The sequence below is a fragment of the Eudoraea algarum genome (genome assembly GCF_050589645.1).
Lineage (GTDB): Bacteria > Bacteroidota > Bacteroidia > Flavobacteriales > Flavobacteriaceae > JBNGOQ01.
Genome location: NZ_JBNGOQ010000001.1, coordinates 305,855 through 328,068, shown reverse-complemented (window position 1 = coordinate 328,068; position 22,214 = coordinate 305,855). Strand labels below are relative to the sequence as shown.

Sequence of the window (22,214 nt, the reverse complement as noted above, 5' to 3'; positions counted from 1 at the left end):
GGAGAGGAGACTTCTCTGCACAAAACCCCCTTCTCCCTGGGGAGAAGGTCCGCCCACCACAGGCGGGTAAACCGGCAGGCTGGGATGAGGGGTTGATTCAGAAGTCAGTGGTCAGAAGTCGGAGCCTCTAACCGTCAAATCGAGTGATTTTTCGGAATGAAATGAAGAAAAATTGTATCGAGATTCGGTGGTTCGGCCAAAAAACACTGTTCTCGATACGATCTTCCACGCTGTACACAATCGGTACAGCCGAGCCGATCACTCGAACTGACGTGGTTTTTATACTCACTCAATCGGCTATTTACCTCATTGTAGTTTTTTCAAACAAATTCAAATGATTAGGTTTGAGAAAAGGAATACCATGAAAAAAACGCTTATTCCCATCGTCTTAATTTTATGTCATCTAGTGGCCAAAGCCGATACTTGGATCGATCCCAGCTGGAAAAAAATGATTTCGGGGTCTCATGCCATTGCCCTAATCGAATATGCAAGTGATGGTGACTTCAGGGCCCAAGCCAGGGTTCTTCAGGTGTATAAGGGCAAGCTTGGTCTGGATACGATCTGGATTTCGGGTTTTAGCAATAGATATGGCCCCATTGATACGGTAAGGGTTGGAGATAGGTACATTGTATTTCTCATCAAAAACAAGCCAACAAAGGAAAATCTCGATTACTGGAACCAGAAAATTAAGGAAGACAAATCATTGATACCCTATGTTGAGGCCATAAAAAAAAAGGAAGCATTTTATGTTTGGTCACCCACCTCCGGGGATTTAAAGGTTAGAAACCGCACTGTGCAATATGATTTGCTCCAAACCACTTACCATGAGGACCAACAATTCTATGCCATGGACGAATTTGAACGATTCCTTAGGGCGTCCTATAAAAAACGTGCCGGCTTTCACAAAGTGTCTTTGGCAACCCTTAAGAATAACATCAATACCAATAGGGCCGCACAGCTTTTGATGATGCTGTATTTGACCAACTACAAAAAATACGAGTCCCTCTATCAACAAATTAGGGAAACAAACCTGGATAATTCCCATTATGCACTTGCGAAGCTTTTGGGAAATATCGCTGGGGACAAGTCGCGAAAACTATTGGTCGATCTGCTCGACAGTCAGAACAGCATTGTCCAAGGAGAGGCGGTGAGACAGCTTTCAAAGGAGCCGTCGGATTTTATCGGTCCTATTTTGCTTTCCAAACTACCCGTGGCAGGCGAGGAAGGCTTTTTTCCAGGAAGTATAATGGATCCTGTTAGAAACACGCTGGATGGCGGAAAAATAGAGATTATAAAGGCACTGGGCGAACTCGATTACAAACCGGCCATTCCCGAGCTTCTTCCCTTATTGGAAACAGACAATGAGTATCTATTTACCATCACATTTGAAGTATTGGACAAATTGGGTACAAGAGACTATATCCCCTACTTGAATGCGCAGCTCCTAAATCTTGATTCCGATCTTACTCGCGGGATTTGCGACCTTATAACCGAACGGAACCTTACCGAGTGCATTCCATCTTTAATGTCCTTCGTTTCAAATCACGATAGATCCATCCATCCATCAAAAGAGTATACCATATCTTTTCACTCAGGATTGGGTGCATTCAATACTCCGGAAGTTAGGACCTTCCTTATGGAAGATTTCGAGAAAGTTTTGGCAATGGAACGGGAAGGTAGCATCGACAATAAAAAGGATTGGATCTTGGGATATATCCAAACGTTCGACCAACTTAAAATGACCGGGATGAAACCAAGCGTTTTTGATGCCATGTTCGAGTATTATGGTTTCAATAGTGCTTTTAAAAAGGATACCACCTTATTCCGAAAAAAACTGAAATTGGAAGAGACATTCAAAGACAGGCTTGCGAAATTCATGGAAGAACCGATAATAGACAGAATTGATGTTCAAATACAGATCGATTCCTTACCCCATTCCAACGAAATCCTGGATTATTCGCTGAATATCGTTGTTGATACGGACAAAAGGAAGTGGAAAGAAGTTCATCCCATCTTTGACGGTATTCGGGACAAGATGATCGCTGCTGGGTACGACAAGAATGCATTAAGGCTTACCACCGGTAATATGGTTCAGGATCTTGGGGGCGCTAAACCCATTGCATTTAGGGATAATCTAATGTTGGCGTTCCTAGATTACATTTCGAGCAATCCGGACAAAATGGACTTGGTATTTTTAAAACAGTTACGGCAATACGAATACGCAAAATCGGATTATGGCAAAAGAAGATTAAACAACGCCATTGACACTTGCGAAGCAATGTTGCGGGTCAAGAAATAGGATTATTAAGGTGCGGGGTAAGGCCTATTTTGATAATCATCCAAAAATTTACGAACCCAGAACCGTCAAATCGAGTGATTTTTCGAAACGGAGTGAAGAAAAATTGTATCGAGATTCGATTTTTTTCTACCCTTCCGTCCCCGACGCTCACTCTGAATGACAATACACCTTCATTTGTCATTCCGAGCCTGCGAGGAATCTCTAGTTTCAATACCTGCTCTATTGATTATTGCTAATTGTTCACTGTGAACTGTTTACTGTTCACTGTTAATGGAAAAAAGAGCCTCTGATCCCACACAGAAGCCCTTTTACTAACTAAACAAACACCACTTAAAGTTTTATGAACTACAGGGTCGTTTAGTACCTGTATACTTGCTATACGGGAAAAGTGGTGAAAACCCTAGGTGGGGGGTGGGTTTTTTAATCCGAAGGGGGGTTATCCACGTCTATTAGGGTATTGTTCGTATATTGGGTATAGGATTTGTATTCCTGTAGTATAAAGCTTTGGTGAAATGAGATTCCTTTTCTATATGTTTCTATTCTTGGTTATCTCTCCCGCTATTGGACAGCAAAAGTTGGTGAGATCCAAGATCTTGGCTGTGGAATGCGATGAAGCATTGAATACCAAAAGATTGTTAACCAGGATAACGCATGAGGAAATAAAAAAGGCCTCAAGAATACTCGAGTTTACTACGGTGGCATCCTGCTGTGTGGACTTTAACATCACCTCCCATTTGGAAAACAAGCTGGTCCATCTTAAACTGGAAGAAACCGGAGAAGCATGCGACTGCCGCTGTGGGTATCGTTTTAAAGTGGAACTCATGGAAACCTTAGCGCCCGATATCAAATTTCAACTGAACAATAAGGTCTTGGAAAAAAAAGAATTGCAATATCTTCCGTATGAAAAACGGTATTTCATCTTTGAAAATGACACTACGGGATTTGACGACGAAAACGGCTTAAGACAAGGACTCGTGGTCTTTAAAAGAAAAAATGGTCTTCTAAAACAATACTACCGGGACGGAAAACTACTAAAATATGAACTAACGGACGCCAGCGGAAACGTAGTTGCCAAAGGAACGGATATGGACGAACTGCTGGACCTGCAAAAGAATTAAAAACACCATACGGCACAGCTTATAGCACATAGTTGGCCCGTTACAACCCATTCGCGTAAAATGATCAAATCACTCCTTAAAAAACTGTTCTTTTCCAATAAAAAAAGAGATGGGTGTATCAATAATCTGAAAACCATCCCGGGTTTTAGAACGCTTGATGAAATTGAAAACGACAACTCCAATGATCTCCATACCCTTACACTCGAAAAAGGCGAAATCCAACCGCTTTTTTCTCCGGATTTCGGAAATCAAAAAGGATTTAAACTCACAAAATGGTATTTTAAAATTGGCAGTGTAATTCAAGCGGGGGATGTTATCTGTGATATAGAAAATGAGCATTTATTGATGGAATTTGAAAGCGCTTTTGCCGGAAAGATAATTTCTGCCTGCCCCTTAAACATGCACTTAAGGCCGGGCATGGAACTCTGTAAAATTGAGGGATTGTAATTCGTAACTGCACTTGTAAAACCAGCCTCAGCGGACCGGTCCCTTACTCCCCCTGGACAAAGCAAAATACGTATCTTTAGGTACAAACCAACAAGCCATGAAAAAATCTTATCCCATACTCTGGATCGCCTTGTCCCTTGTTTTTCTCGGATGCGGTCCATCCACCAAGAACGATTCCTCCGATACGAATAGGGCCACCCCCTCGCCCCGCCTTAGGGTCCTAAAGGCCGACTCCCCCGAAGAGCAGGAAGCCTTGAACGAGGCCTTTCTAGGGGTGACCAACAGTGGGCAGGTGCAAACCGGACTCTATTCGATAAAAGCCACCGGGGTACCCACGACCCCCATTAAAAATGCGGTCGAAATTTTTCTGTCCTCCCTGAGCCCCGAACAAAAAGCCAACTGTACCTTCCCCATTGATAGCAAGGAATGGCGAAGGTGGACCAATATTGATATTGGGGAATACAAGCGTACCGGAATTGGTCTGCCCGACCTGTCCGATGAACAACGAAAAATGGCCTTTCAGATTCTACAGGAAAGTTTGAGTCCGGCCGGCTTCAAAAAAACCCAGGACATCATGAAAATGGAGGGCTACCTGGCCCGCTTGGCCAATGATTTTGAAATTTTGGGGCCGGACCTCTATTGGTTCACCTTTATGGGCGAACCTTCCGATACCGAACCCTGGGGCTGGCAATTTGACGGGCACCATCTGATCATCAACTATTTTATCCTGGGCGATCAGGTGGTGATGACCCCCACCTTTATGGGTTCGGAACCCAATTATATCGTCGATGGGGAACATGCGGGCACACGGACTTTTGAAAAGGAAGAAGCCCTGGGGATCGCCCTGTACAACGCATTGGACGAGTCCTTAAAAGCAAAGGCAACGCTCTACGATCGCAAGGATTATGATTACAATCAGGGAGAATCTTTTCGGGATAATGCCGTTGTTCCCTATTCCGGTGTAAAGGTCTCCGCCTTTTCACCAGCACAATTGTCCATGCTCGAAATCCTGATCCAGGAGTATATTGGCAACCTAAGGGAAGGGCATGCCCAAATACGCATGGAGGAGATCCTTGCCCATTTGGACGCCACCTATTTTTCATGGATCGGTGCCATGGACGGCAGCGGACCCTTTTATTACCGCATACAGAGTCCCGTCGTGCTCATCGAGTTTGACCATCACAGACCGGTCTTCTTGGAGGGCGATAAGCCGACCAGGAAACATGTACACACGGTGGTCCGTACGCCCAACGGAAATGATTATGGCAAGGACTTGCTTAAACAGCATTTGGAACGGCATCCGCATTAGAACATCTTGGAGCTACAAATACAATTCGGTCGTTGTCGCATGGTCTTGAAAACTATTCCTATTTTTAGGCTATGAACGGGCAAGTAAGAATCACAACCTAAATCATTGGCTTTGTTTATGAAAAAAAATGTTTTAATCGATTTGTCGGGACTAATTGATGAAGAGACATTTCATGAATATGTCTCAAAAAAGTTAGATTTCCCTGGATATTATGGATTTAATTTTGATGCTTTTTGGGATTGCTTGACGGATGAAGACCAATTTGATTCCAATTTTCGGCTCAGGGTAGAAGGTTTGGGTGAATTTCAAAGGCATTTGCCTGATGTGCATAAAAAGTTTATTCAATGCATGCATGATTATAAAAGTAAATTTCCTGAGCGCAATCTGATTTTGATCGATGACAGTCCTTCAGGAAAAGGTATTGGATTTGAAGACGACTTCCGAAAATAGATCTATGAAACATGAATAAACGCTACTTGCTTATTCTGCTCTTTCTTTTTGCTTCGTGCGAAAAGAATTTAAATTTGGAAGGGATATGGATTATTGAAGAAATGTACCACTCGGGCAAACAAATCTATCCTAACACGATTGTTGCGGGAGTTCAAGTCATAATCGAAGTAGATCCTGCCGGCTACGAAAATGCTGAAAAAATCACTTTTGCGGTAACCGATTCTTCGGCCATTCTTCCAGGTTTCGAATCTGATGTACTCAAAACAACATTTAGCGTTCTAAAAGACTCTATCGTTTTTAAACAAAAAGGGGATTCCGTTTACGACCCAAGGGCGAATGAATTTGGGAGAAAAATATTTCTGGACAAATTCGAAATTATCAGATTTCCCAGAGAAGAAATACTTGGGCTGAAATCAAGGTCCACAACAATCAGGTTGATCAATCAGGATTACTTATTTCAACGAAGCTTCGACGAAATTTTTCACAGGTGATACCACGCACAACAATGACCATAATTCGGTCTCCCCTATCCAGACCGGAAATATGTCACCTTTAATCAACTTGATTTTGTATCCCGAAAATACCTGCGTATTTTCCAGGCTTAAATCACATCTTGGACCATTACCCATACATTTTTGAAATATGAACCCTAACCAACCCAATTCAGAATTAAAAACCGAACCCCATCTTGGGAATCGAATTTTGGCCGGACTGATAGACTACATCATCATTTACGGTTTCTTTTTTATCTACGGTTATATGTTTGGCGAACCCGACGGGGAAGGTGGATTTACGTTAAACGGACTCCCAGCAGTTGTTCCAGTGCTATTTTGGGCGCTTATGACCGTTGGACTTGAGCAATTTTTAGGAGCAACACTAGGAAATTCGCTGGTTGGGCTCAAACCCATTTCGATTAAAAAAGAAGTGGATACCCCAACTTGGGGAAATCATACGGACAAGCCAAGCTTTGGTCAATCCTTGAAAAGACATCTTATGGATCCCATAGATATGTTCTTTTTTGGACTTGTCGGCATTGTCACCATAAAAAATACACCCCTAAACCAAAGAGTAGGCGACTTATGGGCGAAGACGGTTGTGATTAGAGCAGTGGAAAAATAAAACGTATAGCTGTAAAAGCTATAACCTGTCTGCCCTACCACTTGACCTAAAAATCTCTACGTTTAACCGACCTCATTTCCCAACCTTAAATTACTGTGCTAACTTCGTTGAAGTTTTTGTGGGTAAATACGTAATTTACAAGTCGAAAAAGTAAGAATGAAGAAAACTGTATTTCTGACCCTCCTAATCTTAAATTCATTTATTGGTTTTGCCCAAAACCAGGGTAAAAACGTACTCTACGTTGTAGATTCCATTCCCATTATCGAAGAACCCAAAGAAGGATTTGGGATGTTGACCGATAAGGAAATTGACCGGGTCGAAGTCCTTAAAAACAAACAGGACATTGTAACGACAGGATATAAGGATGTCGACGAAATTATATACGTCTTCACCAAGGCATATGCCAAAAGACCCGATAGTATCCGGGCCATTCCCACGACAAATCTCATGGTCAGGAAAATGGGAACATGGTATCCGAAAAACGAGTCTACAGCCTATTCGGGGCCTTTCATAGATTATTATCTAAACGGAAAAAAGCAGGGTGAAGGAACACTTGTCAATGGGAAATTAAAAGGCAAACGATTCATCTATCACTTAAATGGAAAAGTGTCCGATGAAATCACCTACGAGAACGGAATCGCGAACGGGCCCCATAAGCGTTTTTATGAGGATGGGACACTGATGCAAAAAGGGCTGTTCAAAGATGGAAAAGAAAAAGGCGTCTGGGAAATGTACCACCCCAACGGACAATTAAAGCAACGTTCTACCTTTAATGAAAATGGAAAAATGGATGGGGAATCCCTTTCCTATTATTCAACCGGGGAATCAAAAGGTAAGAACGTTTATCAAAACGGCATTTATCAAAAAAAAAAGGATACGGACAAAGTTTTTGAACTGTATCAACAAGGGCAAGATTTATTCAAACAGGGCAATTTTAAATCGGCCATAAAAAAATACACCAAATGTCTTGAAATAAAGCCCAATTGGGCCGATGGCTATTTTGCCCGGGGTACGGCACATTTGAACAATTTCGATTTCGATACCGCCCTGGCCGATTTTGATAAAACTTTGGAGATCGAGCCATTCTTCACCAATGCCTATGCGAATCGGGCGTTTGTCATCATCAGAAAGAACGAATTCGGAAATAGTCGGACACTTTCAAAATCCAAGGATGTCCAAATCTTTGCCATGAAAGAAACCGAAATGTCGGAACCCGATTTGGCCAAAATCTGTGAGGATTTGGAAAGAGCTGTATCCTTGGGCGACAAGAACTGGATGGTGTTGGATGCGGCAAAAAAGTATTGTGAAAAATAAAAACCTGTTTCTAACACCGAATACAAACCACAACTAACAAAACATAAACATGGGAGCTAAACAAATCGGAACTGCGTTGACGACGCTTTTTATCTTGGCCCAAGGGGTCGCACAAGCAACTGTTGAGGATTTTGTCAAAGAAGGAGTGCAACACCACGACAACGGAGATTATGACAAGGCGATCGAAACCTATAAAAAGGCACTGAAAACACATCCAAAATCGGCCCTTGTGCATTATGAACTTTCCTTGAGCTATTTCACCAAGGGCGATTATGAACAGGCTATCCAACATTCCGATGTTGTGCTGAAACAAAACGGGGATTACATGCTTCCTGCATACCTAACGAAAGGGTCGGCCCTGGATGTATTGGGCAAAACAAAAGAGTCTATTAAACTTTTGGAGAAAGCAATTAAAAAAACGGAAGGACATCATTTGCTTTTTTACAATTTGGCATTGAATTATTATAAATTAAACGATTTGGGAAAGGCCGAAGAGCATGTAATCAATGCCATTGAAAAAAATGCAAATCACACCAGTAGCCATTTCATGTTGGCCCATATCCACAATCAAAAAGGGAACGTAGTTCAGACGCTCTTAGCATCCCATTATTTTCTTTTTTTAGAACCTAACACAAAAAGGTCGCGGGAGGCGTATCAATTACTTCAAAATAACTTTGGTGCAAATGTATCCAAAGATGCAAACAAGCCAAATACCATAAATATCTTGCTTTCCGCGAACAATGACAGCCAATTTGGGGCAGCGGAATTAATGGTTTCCATGCTTGAAGCTTCAAAGTCATTGGAAGAAAATGAAGGAAAGACCGAAGATGAAATGTTTGTTGAAAACACCGATTCGTTTTTCACTATTCTTGGGGAATTGAAAGAGGAGAAGAACAGGGATATTTGGTGGACTTTCTACACAAGTTTTTTTTATGAATTAGCCCAAAGCGAGCATATGGAAACGTACTGCAAGTATATCACGCAAAGTGCAAACGAACAATCTAAAAAATGGTTGGTTGAAAACGAAGGGAAACTGACCGATTTTAATAATTGGCTGAAACGTAATTAACACGCCAAGCTATACTGCCTGTGAAATTAGTGCAGGTACAAGATACCTGGCCCACATACTAAACTTAAGGTAATATTTGAAATGAAGAGAAAACTATGTATGCTTATCGTCCTTCTAACGATAGCTGGATGCAAGAATTCCGACAAAGGATTTCAAAAAATAATAACAACCGAAGATGGACGGGAAACTACCCAAGCGATATCGGATAATGAGCGATTTGTCAATAGTGGAGTGTTTGCCTATAACGTCCAATATGCCCATTTTTCCACAAATCAAATTGAAAGTAAAGGTGTATGCGATTTGGAAAAATTCCAGGCCGAGTTCAATAATTTTAAGTGGAAGGAACAATTGACCGAGGCAAATATTCGTGGAACGGTATCCCCCACTATTTCCGTCCGACATAATCCATCAAAATACGAAATGGGAATTTCTGTCGTCGGTAATGATTCGACCGATTATGGTTTTTGGATCTTTTTTGGCAAATCTGGTAAAATGGGATTGGTTGAAGTGCTGGATGAAGCAAGTGTACGTCCGTACATTGCCAAGTTTTTTGATAAAGAGTTCGAAAACCTACAGGCTGAGTTTTAAGCAACATCGTACAGCAATGGAACCCTACCAGAAATTCTTATTTGCTTCCCTCAAGTTTCCCTTTCTGTTCGGCCATTTGGGATGGTGTCACCAAGCACTACGTACTACCAACTGCCAACTGCCAACTGCTTACTGCCCACTTATCCCTTAGACTTTTCATCAAACGCCTCCCTGATCTTCCTATAGGCGGCGCCCATATGATATTCCACGGTTTTTATGGAAATGCCCAGGCGTTCCGCGATTTCCCGATAGCCTACCCCTTCCAGTTTGTTTAAACGTACCACCTCCCTGCACTTTGGGGGCAGGGCGTCCAACAGGGCACGTAATTTGGCCATGCGCTTTTCATGGGATTCCTTATCCTCTGTTATCCGATCTCTCAAGGTCCGTTCCCAGAGTTCCTCCAAGAGCCTGTCCTTGCGCTTTCTATTTTTTACGCTATCCACATAGCCGTTATAGGCAATGGCGTACAAATAATTTTTGGGCGATCGGTCCACATACAGCCTACTTCTATTTTCCCAAAGATCCACATAGGCTTGCTGCACGATATCCTCGGACCGTGCCAGATTGTGGGTATAACTCATGATATAGGCCACCAGACGCTGGTAGTAGCGATCGAACAACCATTTGAACACGGTCTTGTCATCCCGTTTTAGGGCCTTTGCCACCTCAATATCATCCATTTCCTCTCTTTTTTATAGCAGGGAGCTGTGTTTGTTCCTAAGCCAAGGGTTTGGGAGGTGGGAGTGGTTTTAGCGGATTGTTTTTACTTCATGCTGTCTTTTTTCTTTTTGTCATTCAGCGTAAAGCGACGCTTTGCAAAGAATCTCAGCGTTCGTGGATTCCCGCCTTCGGCGGGCAGGCCCGCCATCCAGTTTACCTGCCGATAGGCAGGCGGGAATGACAGTACGTTTGGTGTTTTGCATTGTGTTCCTCTTTCTTCCTTCCGTCTTTCGTCTTTCGTCTTTTCTCTTCCCCTTCCCTTCTTTTTCTCCTTTGTCATTCAGAGCAAGGCGAAGCTTTGCGAAGAATCTCGGTATTGTGCCCTTCTTTTTTCCTTCCACCTTTCGTCTTTTTTCTTTTTGTCTTTCCTCTTCCCTCATCGCTCTTGCCCATTTTTCCCTTTTCCCATCATCGGCTTGATCAGCTTCCCCATTTCCCCGGTCGTATTGGCGTCCCTGGTCAGTTCCCAATAGCTGTTTTGATCGGCCACAAGGACCTGGGTAGCAACGATCCAGCTTTGGATCCAGCCTGTAAGCGTGCACCAAGCGCCCCAACCGTGATCGGCATTGGAGGCCCAATAGTCCCACCGTCCATAATCAAAGGCCCGGAACCAGGCCCCGTCCAGATCGGGATGTGCTTTGCTGTCTACCTGTATGCGCGTAAGAAAATCGGATAGTTTTTTAAGGGCCCGATGGTATCTGGGATTTCCGGTGGCATGCGCCGCTTCGTTCAGACCAAAAAAGGCGAAGTTACTGGTGTACAGCATATCGGCCACGGAATCGCCGTTCTCAAAGATCAGGGGCGCTTCCGTTGTACCGTAGGTCGCATTGGAGGTGGTACGTCCAAAACCGCTATGGCCGGCGCCAAGCTCTTCCCGGATCGCTCCGGAAGGCTGCTGGTTGTCCAACAGTTTGGCAACCATGCGGTCTAACCATTCCCGATGTTCTGCTGTGTCCTCTACGCGGACCAGCCAGGCCAGGGGCAAGAGCATCCGGGCCCGTTCCTGTTGGATCCCATTGGTCCATTTCCATTGTTCGGGGTAGGCCTCCATGGTTAAGCGTATGGCTATTTTTGCCTTTTCCAACAAGGGTCGGTAGCCCGTCTTGTCGTATAACCACAGGTAACAGGCCCACATCCAGGACTCGAAATGGGGGTGTGGGTTTACAAAATCGCGCTTGGCAAAATGTTGCCATCCCTTTTCGGATATCGCCATATGGTCCAATCGCCCTTCCTGAAACCCCTGGATGCCGCTCAACCTAAAATTGGAAAGGATATTCGCGGCGATCTCTTTGTTCCAGGCCTCGGTCCCCAGATAGGCGGCAGCCCCGATCACTCCCAAGATGGCTCGGGCATTATCATCCCCATAATGCACGTTTGGATGGGTCAGGGACCAACTGATCAATCCAAAAACCGGGCTTTCCGGATCGGTCTTTCCCAGACCGGAGCTGTAGATAAAATCCACCAGCTTTTTGGCCTGGTCCAGGTATTCCGGTTTTCCCAGAAGGTTTCCGCCAGCAGCCAAAGCATGGGCGGCTTCCCCCTGTACATCGGCCCGTATCCAATACCGGTACTGTTGCGAACCATCCTTGGACACCTTGGAGGCATGCCCCTCTAAAATCCCCAGGCTGCCGTCGCCGTTCGGCATTTCCCGGGGCATGGGCGGACCAAAAGGGGTAACGCCATCTCCTTGATATTGCGACCAGCGTTCCCTTCCTTCCGGATGGATAAAAAACCGGCCCTTGTAAAACCAGTCGACACCCTTGGCAACGGATTTTTGCAACGCGTCTTTTGGCATGGGCTGGTTCCTGGCATACATGGGTGTTACATCGGAGGGCCAGGTCTTGAGCTGAACGGTATCTGCAGATAGCCAGGAAAGGATATATTCCCACACCTTTTTCCAGGAAGCCTGTGGACCATAGCGCGCCGAGCGAAAATTGGTAAGCTTGGTCATGGCTGCCATCACATGGTCTCGTTGTACCAAAAGTGGATAGGTATGAACGTCGTCTATACCATATTCGGCCCTATCAAAGCCCGCCACTTTGGCCAGGACCATCAGGGGATTCTCCGCCTTAGCCTCCAAAACGGTACAGGCATGCATCCCCAACAGTTCCATAGGCTTTAGTGCTTCCCCAAAAACGGTGCTGCTCACCACCCCTCGTTCCAACGTGGCGTGATGACGTTTTCCAGAAATTTCCAAGCCGGGTACCGATTGGGGATATTCCATATAGAGTCTCACCTTTTTTTGGGCTGCCATTTCATAGACGCTGTGTGGAACCACTGTCCTTTCTTCTGGATACGCATCGGCGGCAATGATTACCCCGCTCCCCTTGGGGGCATTCGCAACCGCCGCTTCGGGCGTATCGTAGCGGTGGACATTGAACTTTTCCGCGATCAAAAGTTGGTAGAGGTCATTTTCGGCACTGCCACAAAAGTGGAGTCGCTTTTTTTGCGCACAGCCGGTGACGATCAGCAGTAGGGTCAAAAGACATAGGGCATATTGACGTATTTTTTTCATGATCTATGACGTTTTACGTTATTTATGACGGTTTACGTTATTCATGACGTTTTACGTTATTCATGACGTTCCACGTTATGTTTGGTTTTGGGTCATTTCTGTCTGTTCCTGTCCAATCGCTCATTCCTCTTCGCTCATTGCCTTTTTCTTTCCGTCTTTCCTCTTTTGTCTTTTCTCTTGCCTCATCCCTCATCGCTCATCGCTCTTCCCCCTTCCCTTCTTTTCTCTTTTTGTCATTCAGAGCAAGGCGTAGCTTTGCGAAGCATCTCGGTATTGTGCCCTTCTTTTTTCCTTCCGTCTTTCGTCCTTTTTCTTTTTGTCTTTCCTCTTCCCTCATCGCTCTTGCTTCTTTTCCTCTTTAATTCTTTTCCTCTTTCCTCATCCCTCATCGCTTTTTACCCTTTCTTTCCTCCCTTTTGCCCATCCAATACCGTTCTATTTCCTCCAGGCTTTTGCCCTTGGTTTCCGGCACATATTTGTAAAAGAACAGGACCGCCAGGAGGCAAAAACCCGCAAATACAAAGAAGCCGGCGTCCATACCGATCTGTGCCACAAACCAGGGAAAAACAAAGGCGGTGGCAAAATTGCTGCCCCAATTGGCAAAGGTGGCCACGGACATGGCCCTTCCCCTTAAGCGAGTCGGGTAGATTTCGCCCAACAACACCCATATGACGGCGTTGATCGAAAAGGCCAGACCGGCCATATAGAGGCAGAGGACCACCACGATCCAGATTCCGGGCGGCTGGGCCAGGGAGAACAACAGGCCTATGACGAGGAGGGACATGCTCACGGAGACCATGCCTCCTATCAACAGGCTACGCCTCCCCCAACTGTCTATTTTCCAAAGCGCCAGGGCCGTAAAGATCAGGTTGATCAAACCGATGGCCACTTGGAATTTCAAGGCGCTGTCAAAATTGAAGCCCGCATCCCGAAGAATGTCCGGCCCGTAATAGACGATAATATTGACCCCCGTAAATTGGCCAAAGACCGACAGTCCAATTCCTACGATCAGGGCAAGTCTTAGGCCTGGTCGGAGCAGTTCGCCAAAAGCGGCCGGTGTTCGGGCCAGGGAATTGCGGATGGCCTGCAGCTCCTCCATGGCCTTCATGGCCCCGTGGTATTTTAGAAGGACATCATAGCCCTTTTGTACCTTGCCTGCCTTGATGGACCATCGCGGACTTTCGGGAACCCCGCGCAACAAAAGAAAAAAGAGGGCGGCGGGAATCATTTCCGCAGCGAACATGCCCCGCCATACTTCGGAAACCAGTATCTTATGCAACCATGGCACGCTTGTGAACGAAGCGGTATGCGTAGTGGAAAAATGCAACAGCGCCCAATTGGAGAAATAGGCCAGTAGTATGCCGAGTACAATAGACAGTTGATAAAAGGCCACCAGGCGTCCCCGGATCCTGGCGGGGGCCAATTCGGAAATATACAAGGGTGCCAGGACCGAGGCGATCCCTATGCCCAGGCCACCTACCAGACGGGCGGGAATCAACACGCTAAAGGAAGGAGGTATGGCCGACCCCAAGGCCGATATAAAAAATAGGAGCGCCGAAAGGATCAGTACCGGCTTGCGGCCATAGGCATCGCTTAAGATCCCGGCCGCCAAAGATCCTGCAATGGCCCCTACCAAGGCCGAACTCCCGAACCAGCCCACGGCTATTTTATCCAGACCAAACTGGGCCTCTACTAGGGCCACCGTACCGGAAATGACCGCGGTGTCAAAACCAAAAAGGATGCCCCCCAAGGAAGCTATGGCGCAGGTCAACAACAAATAGGGGGTCTGGGCGGCCTGGCGATCAATCTTTCCGGGACTATGCATGGCGCGATTCCGTTTTTGGGTAATGGGGTTCGCATAGCAGCTGATAAGCGCGGAACAACGCCCGGGGCAGATGAAAAAATCCCTTCCATCCATTGGCCTTTGCCTGCCAAACTGGGCTTCCTTCCCGATTGAGGTAGCCGTACCATTCGCCCTGTTCCTTGTCCGGGAAATGGTCAAAGGTGTAGCGGTGTACCTTGATATACCAGGTTTCCAAATCTTTCCGGCCCGTGCGCAAGTAGGCCAGCAACAGGGCATATAGGGCTTCCCCATGGGGCCACCAGAGCTTTAAATCGGCCTCCAGCGCATGGGTGGGGGTCCCATCTACATGGGTCAGGTACCGGATGCCCCCAAATTCCCGGTCCCAACCCTGCTCCAGGGAAGCGAGCATCATATCGATAGCCGTATCCATCAAGGGGCCCTCTTTTCTTTCCAAGGCGATTTCCATTAGCATCCAGGCGGTCTCGATAGCATGGCCCGGATGGGACAGGCGCCCTTCGGGCAGATTTAGGATGGCCGTGCCGTCCATGGCCACATTTTCCAGAAAAATCCGCTCCTTTGCCTTCCAGTGCCGACTTAGGATCGAATTGATGGAGGTATTGATATCATCCTCAAACTTCCTTTGGGGCCAGATATCCCTGAATACCCTGGCTACGGTAATGCGGCACATATCATGGGCGTGTAAGTGGAACTCCGTAAAAAGCGGATAGCCCAACATGGGCGTATCGGAGGCCTGGCCCAGCCTGGGCATCAGAAAATCGTACATAATCCTGGCCCGTTGCCTAAGGGCTTTGCTTTGGGAGATTTCGGCATATTCCGCCACGGCCATGGTAGCGAAAACCTCGGTATAGAGGCTCAATACCTTGGAAAGGGGCCGTCCCTCGCGGTCGAGGCGGAAGTACATTGTTCCGTCTTCCCGGAAGGCGTTTTTCATCATAAAATCCAGCCCGTGTTCTGCCAATTCCCGCCAGCGTTCTTTTTCTTCATGCTTGCGGTACAGATGACTGAACATCCATATCTGCCGTGCCGTCATCCACATATCCTTATCGCCCGCATAGGCCGTGCCATTTCGGTCCAGCCGCGTAAGGTATCCCCCGCATTCCCAATCGATGGAATGCTTCTCCCACCAAGGAATCATCTCATCGAAAAGTGTTGATCGATACATTTCCCTTAGCCCATTGATCCGAATTCCCTGTGTCATTTCAGTTTTCTATTGTGGGTTTGTTCTTTGTTCTTTGCTAACTCCAATTTTTTTTGGAAGCTGTGGTCCAAGGCCATCGCCTCGGGCAAATCCACGGTAATATTGAACCAATAAAAATTGAATGAAAATGCGACGTAATAAGTGGGCGTATACAATAATAAATGGGACTATTTTATGGGTTTTGTTAAAACTGGCCCAAGTTGCTTAGCGCACTGTGCGTCATCGTCTTTTTTCCCATCTCCTTAAAAAAGACCCCAGCTTCCGGGGCCAAAGGCTACCCGCTTTGAATAATTTCTTGTACCTTGATCATGGAAAGCGGTACGGCATTTTGTTTGTGCCGTTTCCTGAACGCAGCTAGTAGTATATCGTCTCCCTTAAATACCCGTGATCATGAGGTTTTTGGAAACGAATGGTTGGATGCATTTTTCTCTGGTTTTTTTTGATGCCCTAAAAAAACTACCCCTCCTTTTTTGTCTGTGCGGCACCCTCCTGATGGTATTCCCCCAAGATTCCAATGTTGAAACTCGCATAAACGAATTAAAGCTGAAGCTTGCAGCAGCTCACGAAAAAAGCGATCAGCTGGTGCTGCTCGATAGCTTGGCCAAGCTTGTTCGGGACCAAGCGGGATATCCCTATGATTCCCTTGCCCGTAGGGTCATAGCTCTGGCTTTTGAACTGGATTCCGAAAAAATCGGTACGGAACAGACTTCCAATCTTATCGCTTATTTGAATTCCACAGCGCAAAGGGCTTGGGAGGGGATGGCCGTGTTCCAGCGCTTTCAGGAACGGGATATTGTTTTGGACGATCCTCTGTTAGCGGCCCAATTGTACGCCAATGGGGCCGATAGCCATTATTTCTCCGGGGAACTGGCCGCCGCCATCCCCATCTATGCCGCCGCAGAGGCCTTTGCCCTAAAGGGACAGGATTCTATGTTGTATGCCCTGATCAGGACCTACAAAGCCGCGGCCTACTCCGATATCGGTAAATTTGCCGAAGCTTCCCAAGCCTTGTCCGAAAGTGCCCGGTTCTTTAAGCGGGCCCGGGATACGACATCCCTACTGCGTGCCAGGAACTCCCTGTCTATCCTGTACAGCCAAAACGGTTTTTTTGAGGAGGCCAAAAAAGAACGCGACGAAATCATGGCGGTGGTCAGGGCAAGGCAGGACAACAACGCACTGATTCCGCTATTGTACAATGCCGCCCGTGATTTTGACAAAATGGACAAGCAAGCAGAACGCATCGCTGCCCTTGGCGAAGCCTACGCCTATGCGCTTGGACCGGAATACGATCAACCCCTTAGGCCCGTATTGGCTTATGGCCTGTTGAAGGCCCATGTACAAAACGACAGTGTGGTGCAAGCGGAGCGGATGTACCAAAAAATACGGACTGATTTTGCCCAGGGCACCCCTGTTCCCTACGAATGGCTATACCATGAAGCCCTTGCCAACTACCACTTGGCCAAAGGAAATTATACCAAGGCCTTGGGGAACGCAAAATGGGTATTGGAATACGGAACCCGTTCGGGCGAATTTGAACTGGTGTATGATGCGAACAAGCTTCTGGCAGAACTTTACGAAGCCCTGGGCAATACGGCGCTTTCCTATACCCATTACCGGGCGTACATGCGACATAAGGATTCAATCGGCAGCGTTCAAAAGATAAAAGCCTTGTCGTATTACCAAACCTTGTACGAAACGGAAAAACAGGATTTCAAGATCAAGGCCCAGCATACGGAAATAGCCTTGCTGGACACTCAAAATAAACTAAAAACCCAATGGATCTTATTTGGCGGCTTGGGACTATTGGCCTCCTTTACCATCGTTATTTTACTCTATGCCCAAAGATTTAATCGAAAAAAAAGAAAATTACAGACCCAGTTCGCCCAGCACCTTATCAAAAACCGGGAGGATCAGTACACCCATGTATCCCGGGAGCTGCACGATAGTGTGGGCCAAAAATTGATGCTATTGACCAGGAAAATGCGAGGCAATGGAAACAGCGACACCACAAGCCTGGCGGAAAGCGCGCTGGAAGAACTGCGGACCATCTCGCGGGGCCTGTATCCGGCCGATCTGGAAAGTTTGGGGGCCACTAAAGCCATTGCGGCCATGATCAACGAAGTGGATGCCCATACCGATATTTTGTTTACCCATGAGCTAGATGATATAGACCGGGTATTGGACAAGGAAAGTGCGCTGCACCTATACCGCATTGTTCAGGAAGTGCTGAACAATTTGGTAAAACATTCCGGCGCCAAAGCCGCCTCGGTGCGTATAGCGCATCGGGGAAATACCGTTGAAATGGTCATCAGCGACAACGGTAAGGGATTCGATTTTGAAGAAAAGATCAAACAAAGTACAAGCCTGGGTATGCGTACCCTTTTGGAGCGCGCCAAAATAATACGGTCCCGCTTCCATGTGGAAAGTGTACTTTCCAAAGGGACGACCATAACCTTAACCATAGCCGTTCAAAAATGAAAGATAAACAAGACATCACCCTCCTGATCGCAGACGACCACCCCATGTTGTTAAAGGGACTTTATGAAGAACTGGTGGCCAAAAACTACCGTGTTATCGGGCAGGCGATGGACGGCATGCAGGCCCTGGAAGGTATTCTGACCCAACGGCCCACCCTGGCACTTTTGGATATTGACATGCCCCTCTTGACCGGATTTGAAGTGATAAAAACCGCTAGGGAAAAGGGCGTGGAGACAAAATTCATCGTGCTCTCCTTTCACAAAAGGCTGGCGTACGTAACCCAGGCGAAGGCCCTTCATATCCACGGATATTTGCTAAAGGAAGACTCTTTTTTTGAAATTGAACGCTGTATCCAGGCCGTCCTTGAGGGCCATACGTATTTCAGTGCCTCCTTTGGTACGCTGGCATTGGAAAACGCCGGAAGGGACCTAAAAAAGTTGCGCTTGCTCACCCCTTCGGAGCTTACCATCCTAAAGCTCGTGGCAAAACAGGAGTCCACCAACACCATTGCCGATAAACTGGGGGTTTCGGTCAGGACGGTGGAGAAACACCGAAGCAACATCATTGGCAAGCTGGCCCTGGAGGGCGGCACCAATACCCTTACCAATTGGGCCCTGACCAACAAGGAGACCATCCTGGAACTTTGACCCTTGCAGTACTACGTAGTACTACCTATATTTTACGTGTTGTCGCTTATTTCACCCCCTTGGATCGGTCCCTACCTTTGACTCCAAAAAGGTGTGCTATGAGAGCTCCCAAACTTAGGGCCTATATCGTAGAGCCCGACCCCCGGGCACTGCAGGCGCTTTTGTCCATGCTAAAGCACTACTTCCCGGAAATCCAGGTCTTGGGGTCCGCCCCCAATGGGGCCCGGGCCCTGTCCAAGATCAATGCCCTGGCCCCTGATATTGTTTTTTTGGAGATTGCCCTAAAAAATAGCTGTGGTTTTCAGCTTATAGAACGCTATGGCAGGCCCTGTAGTTTTATCATTACCAGCAGTGTGGATACCTACGCCCTTAAGGCCATTGCCCTTAACGTGACGGCCTATCTGTTAAAGCCCCTGGATCTGAAGGAGGTTTTGGTCGCCATCAACAAGGCCAAACAACAGCTATTGCCCTCCTATGAGGGGTATGCAAAGGACATCGGGACCGCCTATGCTATCGATATCCTTGCGCTGCCCTCAAAGGACAAGGTGGAACTGGTGGCCAAAAAAGACATTGTTTACCTAAAAGCCGAAGGGCGCTACACCCAATTTTTGTTGCGCTGTGGGGCCGCCAAATTGGCGAGTAGGAACCTAGGGGCTTTTGCCCGTTTGCTTCCTCCCAATCGGTTTATCCGAGTGCACCATTCCTACCTGGTGAACATGGCCTATGTAACCCATTTGGACAAGGCCGGGGGCTATTATTTGGAATTGATGAACGGGCGCTATATTCCCGTGTCCAAACGCAAGCTGGAGGTATTGAACCGCTTTTTGGGGATTAAGTGAGGCCTATCAACAATGGCCGCGTTATGGGGCATTCCGATAAAAACCACGCCTTTTGTTTTTATGATGGCCTTTGTTGTATTTTCGTGCTTAATCGACATTATTCGCCAAGTATTCCTTTAGGCTTTCCCCAATGAAATAGTTCCAGCCGGCCACCCCACTTTCCCGTTTAAATTCAGGGATATGGTCAGGAAATTTCTCAAGGACGGTGAAGGTCAACCTTAATTTTGTCCGATGCCCTTCCTCCATGAGCTCAAAGGTCGAGATCCCACGGCCCGGATACCCCTCGAATTGCCATTCATAGGCTATTTTCTTCAAGGGGATCACTTCTGTCAATTTCCATAGGTGTGGGAATGTTCTATCTTCCACCTGAATGACAAATCGCGTCTTAAAGCCTACCACAGGCTCAAAAGATGCGATGTTGGGAAAAAACCATTGTGTCATTTTCCCTTGTTCGGTTATCGCTTCCCAGACGTTTTCCAAAGCGGTGTCAAAAATCTGTTCTACAACAATGGGTTCATCTTCTTTTTTCATGAGGTGTTCATTTTATAGCTAGCTGTTCTTTACATGAAGCACAACGGTTTGGATAAACGCCCATTTTAATGACTTTTGTTTCTTGATATGTGCGGGCTTTGTTCCTTTATTATTTCCCATGCTTCAACATCTCCATCCACCACCGAAAAAAGTGGATGAGGGTCAGGTAATTCAATTTTCACTATTTCCTTGAATCTATTTTCATCCCGGGATTTCAATTTATGGAGCAAGTGTTCAAACTCATATCCAAGTTGTCCCTTCGTTACCTTCAATTTAACGACATTAATTTCCCAGTTGATTTTTTCCTTACTAAAATTATATCCTCTCTCAACAGCTTCGTGATATACTGATATCCAGTATTGATTGATACATGCACTTGGATTGATTGTTTCCTTGAATCGATTAAGTTGGGGATGATTTTTATACCCTTTAGTATTTCCTTCCAAAACATGTTTTGCCAGTAAAGTTTCGCGCCATAAAGCCACGAGCCCTTTAGTATCAAGGTATTTTGGATGTAAAGACCAAATTCTCATTGTTCATTTCCAGTTAGCACACAACGGTTTAGTTTTGATACGTTGCCGACATTTCTGCAGGAAACTGTCCGCAGAAGTCTTAAGTCAGTAAATAAGCCCTGGATTTCCCTGTCCGATAGGCAGCCAGGTTATAGGTTTTGTTGAGTGTAGTGATTTTATTTCAAATTCCATTTTTTTAATATTTTATCAATTTTCTCTTTTTCAAATCCCAACATAGATTGATTGACATCAAAGTTCACCAATAAATCTTCTCCATCTTTCATATGAGCGTGATGCCCATAAGTTTCTCCATTCATATTCCAATGAGTTGTTGTTTCCAACGCTTCATAATCTGCGAAATCAGCATTTGGATTTATGAAAGTATTATACTCAAAATCCATTCTGTTTTGCCACACCCAAAAACTTTTTGTAAAACAAATCTTTTTGCTTTTGTGGTAAGGTTTTGTTTTATCTACTTTCTTATTCGACCAATATTGGCAATACCATTTGTTTTCTAAAAAACGATAGCTGGTGGTATCAATAATTTCAGAAGGAAAGCCGTTCATTCCTCTAACTGGCGATTGTAATACAATACTGTCCAATTTCCAACTTTCTGTTATTGGCTTTAATCCATATTCTATCCGTTTTCTATTTAGTTCAACGTCATATTTGTTTGACAAATTATTGCTAATAGGAATTGCTAAAACTGAATAGGCAATAATCAGTCCTAGTGTCAGATAAACTATATTTCGGATTTTCTTATTCAACCTTCAGTTCGATTTACATTGCACACAACGATCCGGGCTATGATTCCTGCTTGCTCTTCAAAGGCAGGTTATAGCCATTGTTACTCCCGGTTTTTATCAACTCAAAACCACATATTTCGAAATAAAAAAGGAAAAAGGCCAATTACAATCCCGATTATTAAACTTAGCTTATCCCCTTTGATATTCCATTCAGATTCATTGGTCCGAATCAAGTATACGGTCAGTTTGTATATTCCAAAACCAATTAAAGCTCTAAATACTATTTCGATGGCCAACCACCAACCAAATGCATAAGTAAACGCGCTTAACGAAAAGGAAAAAACTAAATTCACAAGTATTCCTATGGTCAATGCCTTTATGGAATTCAACCAATTTTTGTTATTTACAAATATTTGAATTCCGGAAATACAGAGTAGGGTCCCAAAGATAAATTCCGCAATAATACTCGAATTGGAGCGCATTATTATAA

General features: G+C 45.6%; 22 protein-coding genes. 13 read left to right on the top strand and 9 right to left on the bottom strand.

Annotated features, from left to right (window positions below):
* The first annotated feature begins 361 nt into the window (after nt 1-361).
* From ACRD67_RS01480 to ACRD67_RS01435, 10 genes are all read left to right on the top strand, one after another.
* Nucleotides 362-2,299, top strand: coding sequence for a HEAT repeat domain-containing protein (locus ACRD67_RS01480; protein ID WP_430965255.1), 1,938 nt, complete (start codon nt 362-364; stop codon nt 2,297-2,299).
* 512 nt (nt 2,300-2,811) lie between these two features.
* Nucleotides 2,812-3,417 carry a hypothetical protein gene (locus tag ACRD67_RS01475; RefSeq protein WP_430965253.1) on the top strand — a complete coding sequence of 202 codons (606 nt, stop codon included), beginning with the start codon at nt 2,812-2,814 and terminating at the stop codon, nt 3,415-3,417.
* Between the two features lie 60 nt (nt 3,418-3,477).
* Entirely contained in the window at nt 3,478-3,864 is a 387-nt protein-coding gene (locus ACRD67_RS01470; RefSeq protein ID WP_430965251.1) for a biotin/lipoyl-containing protein, read from the top strand.
* Between the two features lie 97 nt (nt 3,865-3,961).
* Nucleotides 3,962-5,173 carry a DUF3500 domain-containing protein gene (locus tag ACRD67_RS01465; protein WP_430965249.1) on the top strand — a complete coding sequence of 404 codons (1,212 nt, stop codon included), beginning with the start codon at nt 3,962-3,964 and terminating at the stop codon, nt 5,171-5,173.
* 117 nt (nt 5,174-5,290) lie between these two features.
* Nucleotides 5,291-5,623, top strand: coding sequence for a barstar family protein (locus ACRD67_RS01460; protein ID WP_430965247.1), 333 nt, complete (start codon nt 5,291-5,293; stop codon nt 5,621-5,623).
* A 74-nt stretch (nt 5,624-5,697) separates the two neighbouring features.
* A complete protein-coding gene (locus ACRD67_RS01455) occupies nt 5,698-6,114 on the top strand; it encodes a hypothetical protein (RefSeq protein WP_430965245.1) in 417 nt (138 codons plus the stop codon).
* A gap of 151 nt (nt 6,115-6,265) precedes the next feature.
* A complete protein-coding gene (locus tag ACRD67_RS01450; RefSeq protein ID WP_430965244.1) occupies nt 6,266-6,742 on the top strand; it encodes an RDD family protein in 477 nt (158 codons plus the stop codon).
* 156 nt (nt 6,743-6,898) lie between these two features.
* Nucleotides 6,899-8,056, top strand: a complete 1,158-nt coding sequence (locus ACRD67_RS01445; RefSeq protein WP_430965242.1) for a tetratricopeptide repeat protein — start codon at nt 6,899-6,901, stop codon at nt 8,054-8,056.
* Nucleotides 8,057-8,105: 49 nt separating this feature from the next.
* On the top strand, nt 8,106-9,125 hold the full coding sequence (locus ACRD67_RS01440) for a tetratricopeptide repeat protein (RefSeq protein ID WP_430965240.1): 1,020 nt from the start codon (nt 8,106-8,108) through the stop codon (nt 9,123-9,125).
* An 81-nt stretch (nt 9,126-9,206) separates the two neighbouring features.
* Nucleotides 9,207-9,713: a hypothetical protein gene (locus tag ACRD67_RS01435; protein WP_430965239.1), complete on the top strand. Its 507-nt coding sequence runs from the start codon at nt 9,207-9,209 to the stop codon at nt 9,711-9,713.
* A 140-nt stretch (nt 9,714-9,853) separates the two neighbouring features.
* On the opposite strand, the gene ACRD67_RS01430 is transcribed toward ACRD67_RS01435, so the two are convergent.
* From ACRD67_RS01430 to ACRD67_RS01405, 6 genes are all read right to left on the bottom strand, one after another.
* The gene (locus ACRD67_RS01430; RefSeq protein ID WP_430965238.1) at nt 9,854-10,393 is read right to left on the bottom strand and encodes an RNA polymerase sigma factor; all 540 of its coding nucleotides are present in this window, start codon (nt 10,391-10,393) and stop codon (nt 9,854-9,856) included.
* 111 nt (nt 10,394-10,504) lie between these two features.
* Nucleotides 10,505-10,813 carry a hypothetical protein gene (locus tag ACRD67_RS01425; protein WP_430965237.1) on the bottom strand — a complete coding sequence of 103 codons (309 nt, stop codon included), beginning with the start codon at nt 10,811-10,813 and terminating at the stop codon, nt 10,505-10,507.
* Nucleotides 10,810-12,948 carry a hypothetical protein gene (locus tag ACRD67_RS01420; protein ID WP_430965236.1) on the bottom strand — a complete coding sequence of 713 codons (2,139 nt, stop codon included), beginning with the start codon at nt 12,946-12,948 and terminating at the stop codon, nt 10,810-10,812. The genes ACRD67_RS01425 and ACRD67_RS01420 overlap by 4 nt, the downstream gene beginning before the upstream one ends.
* A 233-nt stretch (nt 12,949-13,181) precedes the next feature.
* Complete coding sequence (locus ACRD67_RS01415; RefSeq protein WP_430965235.1) at nt 13,182-13,337, bottom strand: hypothetical protein; 156 nt, start codon at nt 13,335-13,337, stop codon at nt 13,182-13,184.
* A complete protein-coding gene (locus ACRD67_RS01410; RefSeq protein WP_430965233.1) occupies nt 13,334-14,773 on the bottom strand; it encodes a sugar porter family MFS transporter in 1,440 nt (479 codons plus the stop codon). The genes ACRD67_RS01415 and ACRD67_RS01410 overlap by 4 nt, the downstream gene beginning before the upstream one ends.
* On the bottom strand, nt 14,766-15,971 hold the full coding sequence (locus ACRD67_RS01405) for an AGE family epimerase/isomerase (protein ID WP_430965231.1): 1,206 nt from the start codon (nt 15,969-15,971) through the stop codon (nt 14,766-14,768). The genes ACRD67_RS01410 and ACRD67_RS01405 overlap by 8 nt, the downstream gene beginning before the upstream one ends.
* 390 nt (nt 15,972-16,361) lie before the next feature.
* On the opposite strand from ACRD67_RS01405, the gene ACRD67_RS01400 reads away from it, so the two are divergent.
* The 3 genes from ACRD67_RS01400 (at nt 16,362) to ACRD67_RS01390 (ending at nt 19,935) form a co-directional block, all read left to right on the top strand.
* A complete protein-coding gene (locus ACRD67_RS01400; protein ID WP_430965229.1) occupies nt 16,362-18,449 on the top strand; it encodes a tetratricopeptide repeat-containing sensor histidine kinase in 2,088 nt (695 codons plus the stop codon).
* Nucleotides 18,446-19,096 (top strand): response regulator, encoded by a 651-nt coding sequence (locus ACRD67_RS01395; RefSeq protein ID WP_430965228.1) that lies wholly within the window; start codon nt 18,446-18,448, stop codon nt 19,094-19,096. Before ACRD67_RS01400 ends, ACRD67_RS01395 begins: the two co-directional genes overlap by 4 nt.
* Before the next feature lie 98 nt (nt 19,097-19,194).
* Nucleotides 19,195-19,935, top strand: a complete 741-nt coding sequence (locus ACRD67_RS01390) for a LytR/AlgR family response regulator transcription factor (protein ID WP_430965226.1) — start codon at nt 19,195-19,197, stop codon at nt 19,933-19,935.
* 87 nt (nt 19,936-20,022) lie between these two features.
* Here the strand turns inward: ACRD67_RS01390 and ACRD67_RS01385 are convergent, their stop codons facing one another.
* The 3 genes from ACRD67_RS01385 to ACRD67_RS01375 form a co-directional block, all read right to left on the bottom strand.
* Nucleotides 20,023-20,466, bottom strand: coding sequence for an SRPBCC family protein (locus tag ACRD67_RS01385; RefSeq protein WP_430965224.1), 444 nt, complete (start codon nt 20,464-20,466; stop codon nt 20,023-20,025).
* Between the two features lie 65 nt (nt 20,467-20,531).
* Nucleotides 20,532-20,999 (bottom strand): pyrimidine dimer DNA glycosylase/endonuclease V, encoded by a 468-nt coding sequence (locus tag ACRD67_RS01380; protein ID WP_430965222.1) that lies wholly within the window; start codon nt 20,997-20,999, stop codon nt 20,532-20,534.
* Between the two features lie 155 nt (nt 21,000-21,154).
* A complete protein-coding gene (locus ACRD67_RS01375; RefSeq protein ID WP_430965220.1) occupies nt 21,155-21,745 on the bottom strand; it encodes a hypothetical protein in 591 nt (196 codons plus the stop codon).
* Nucleotides 21,746-22,214: the final 469 nt, after the last annotated feature.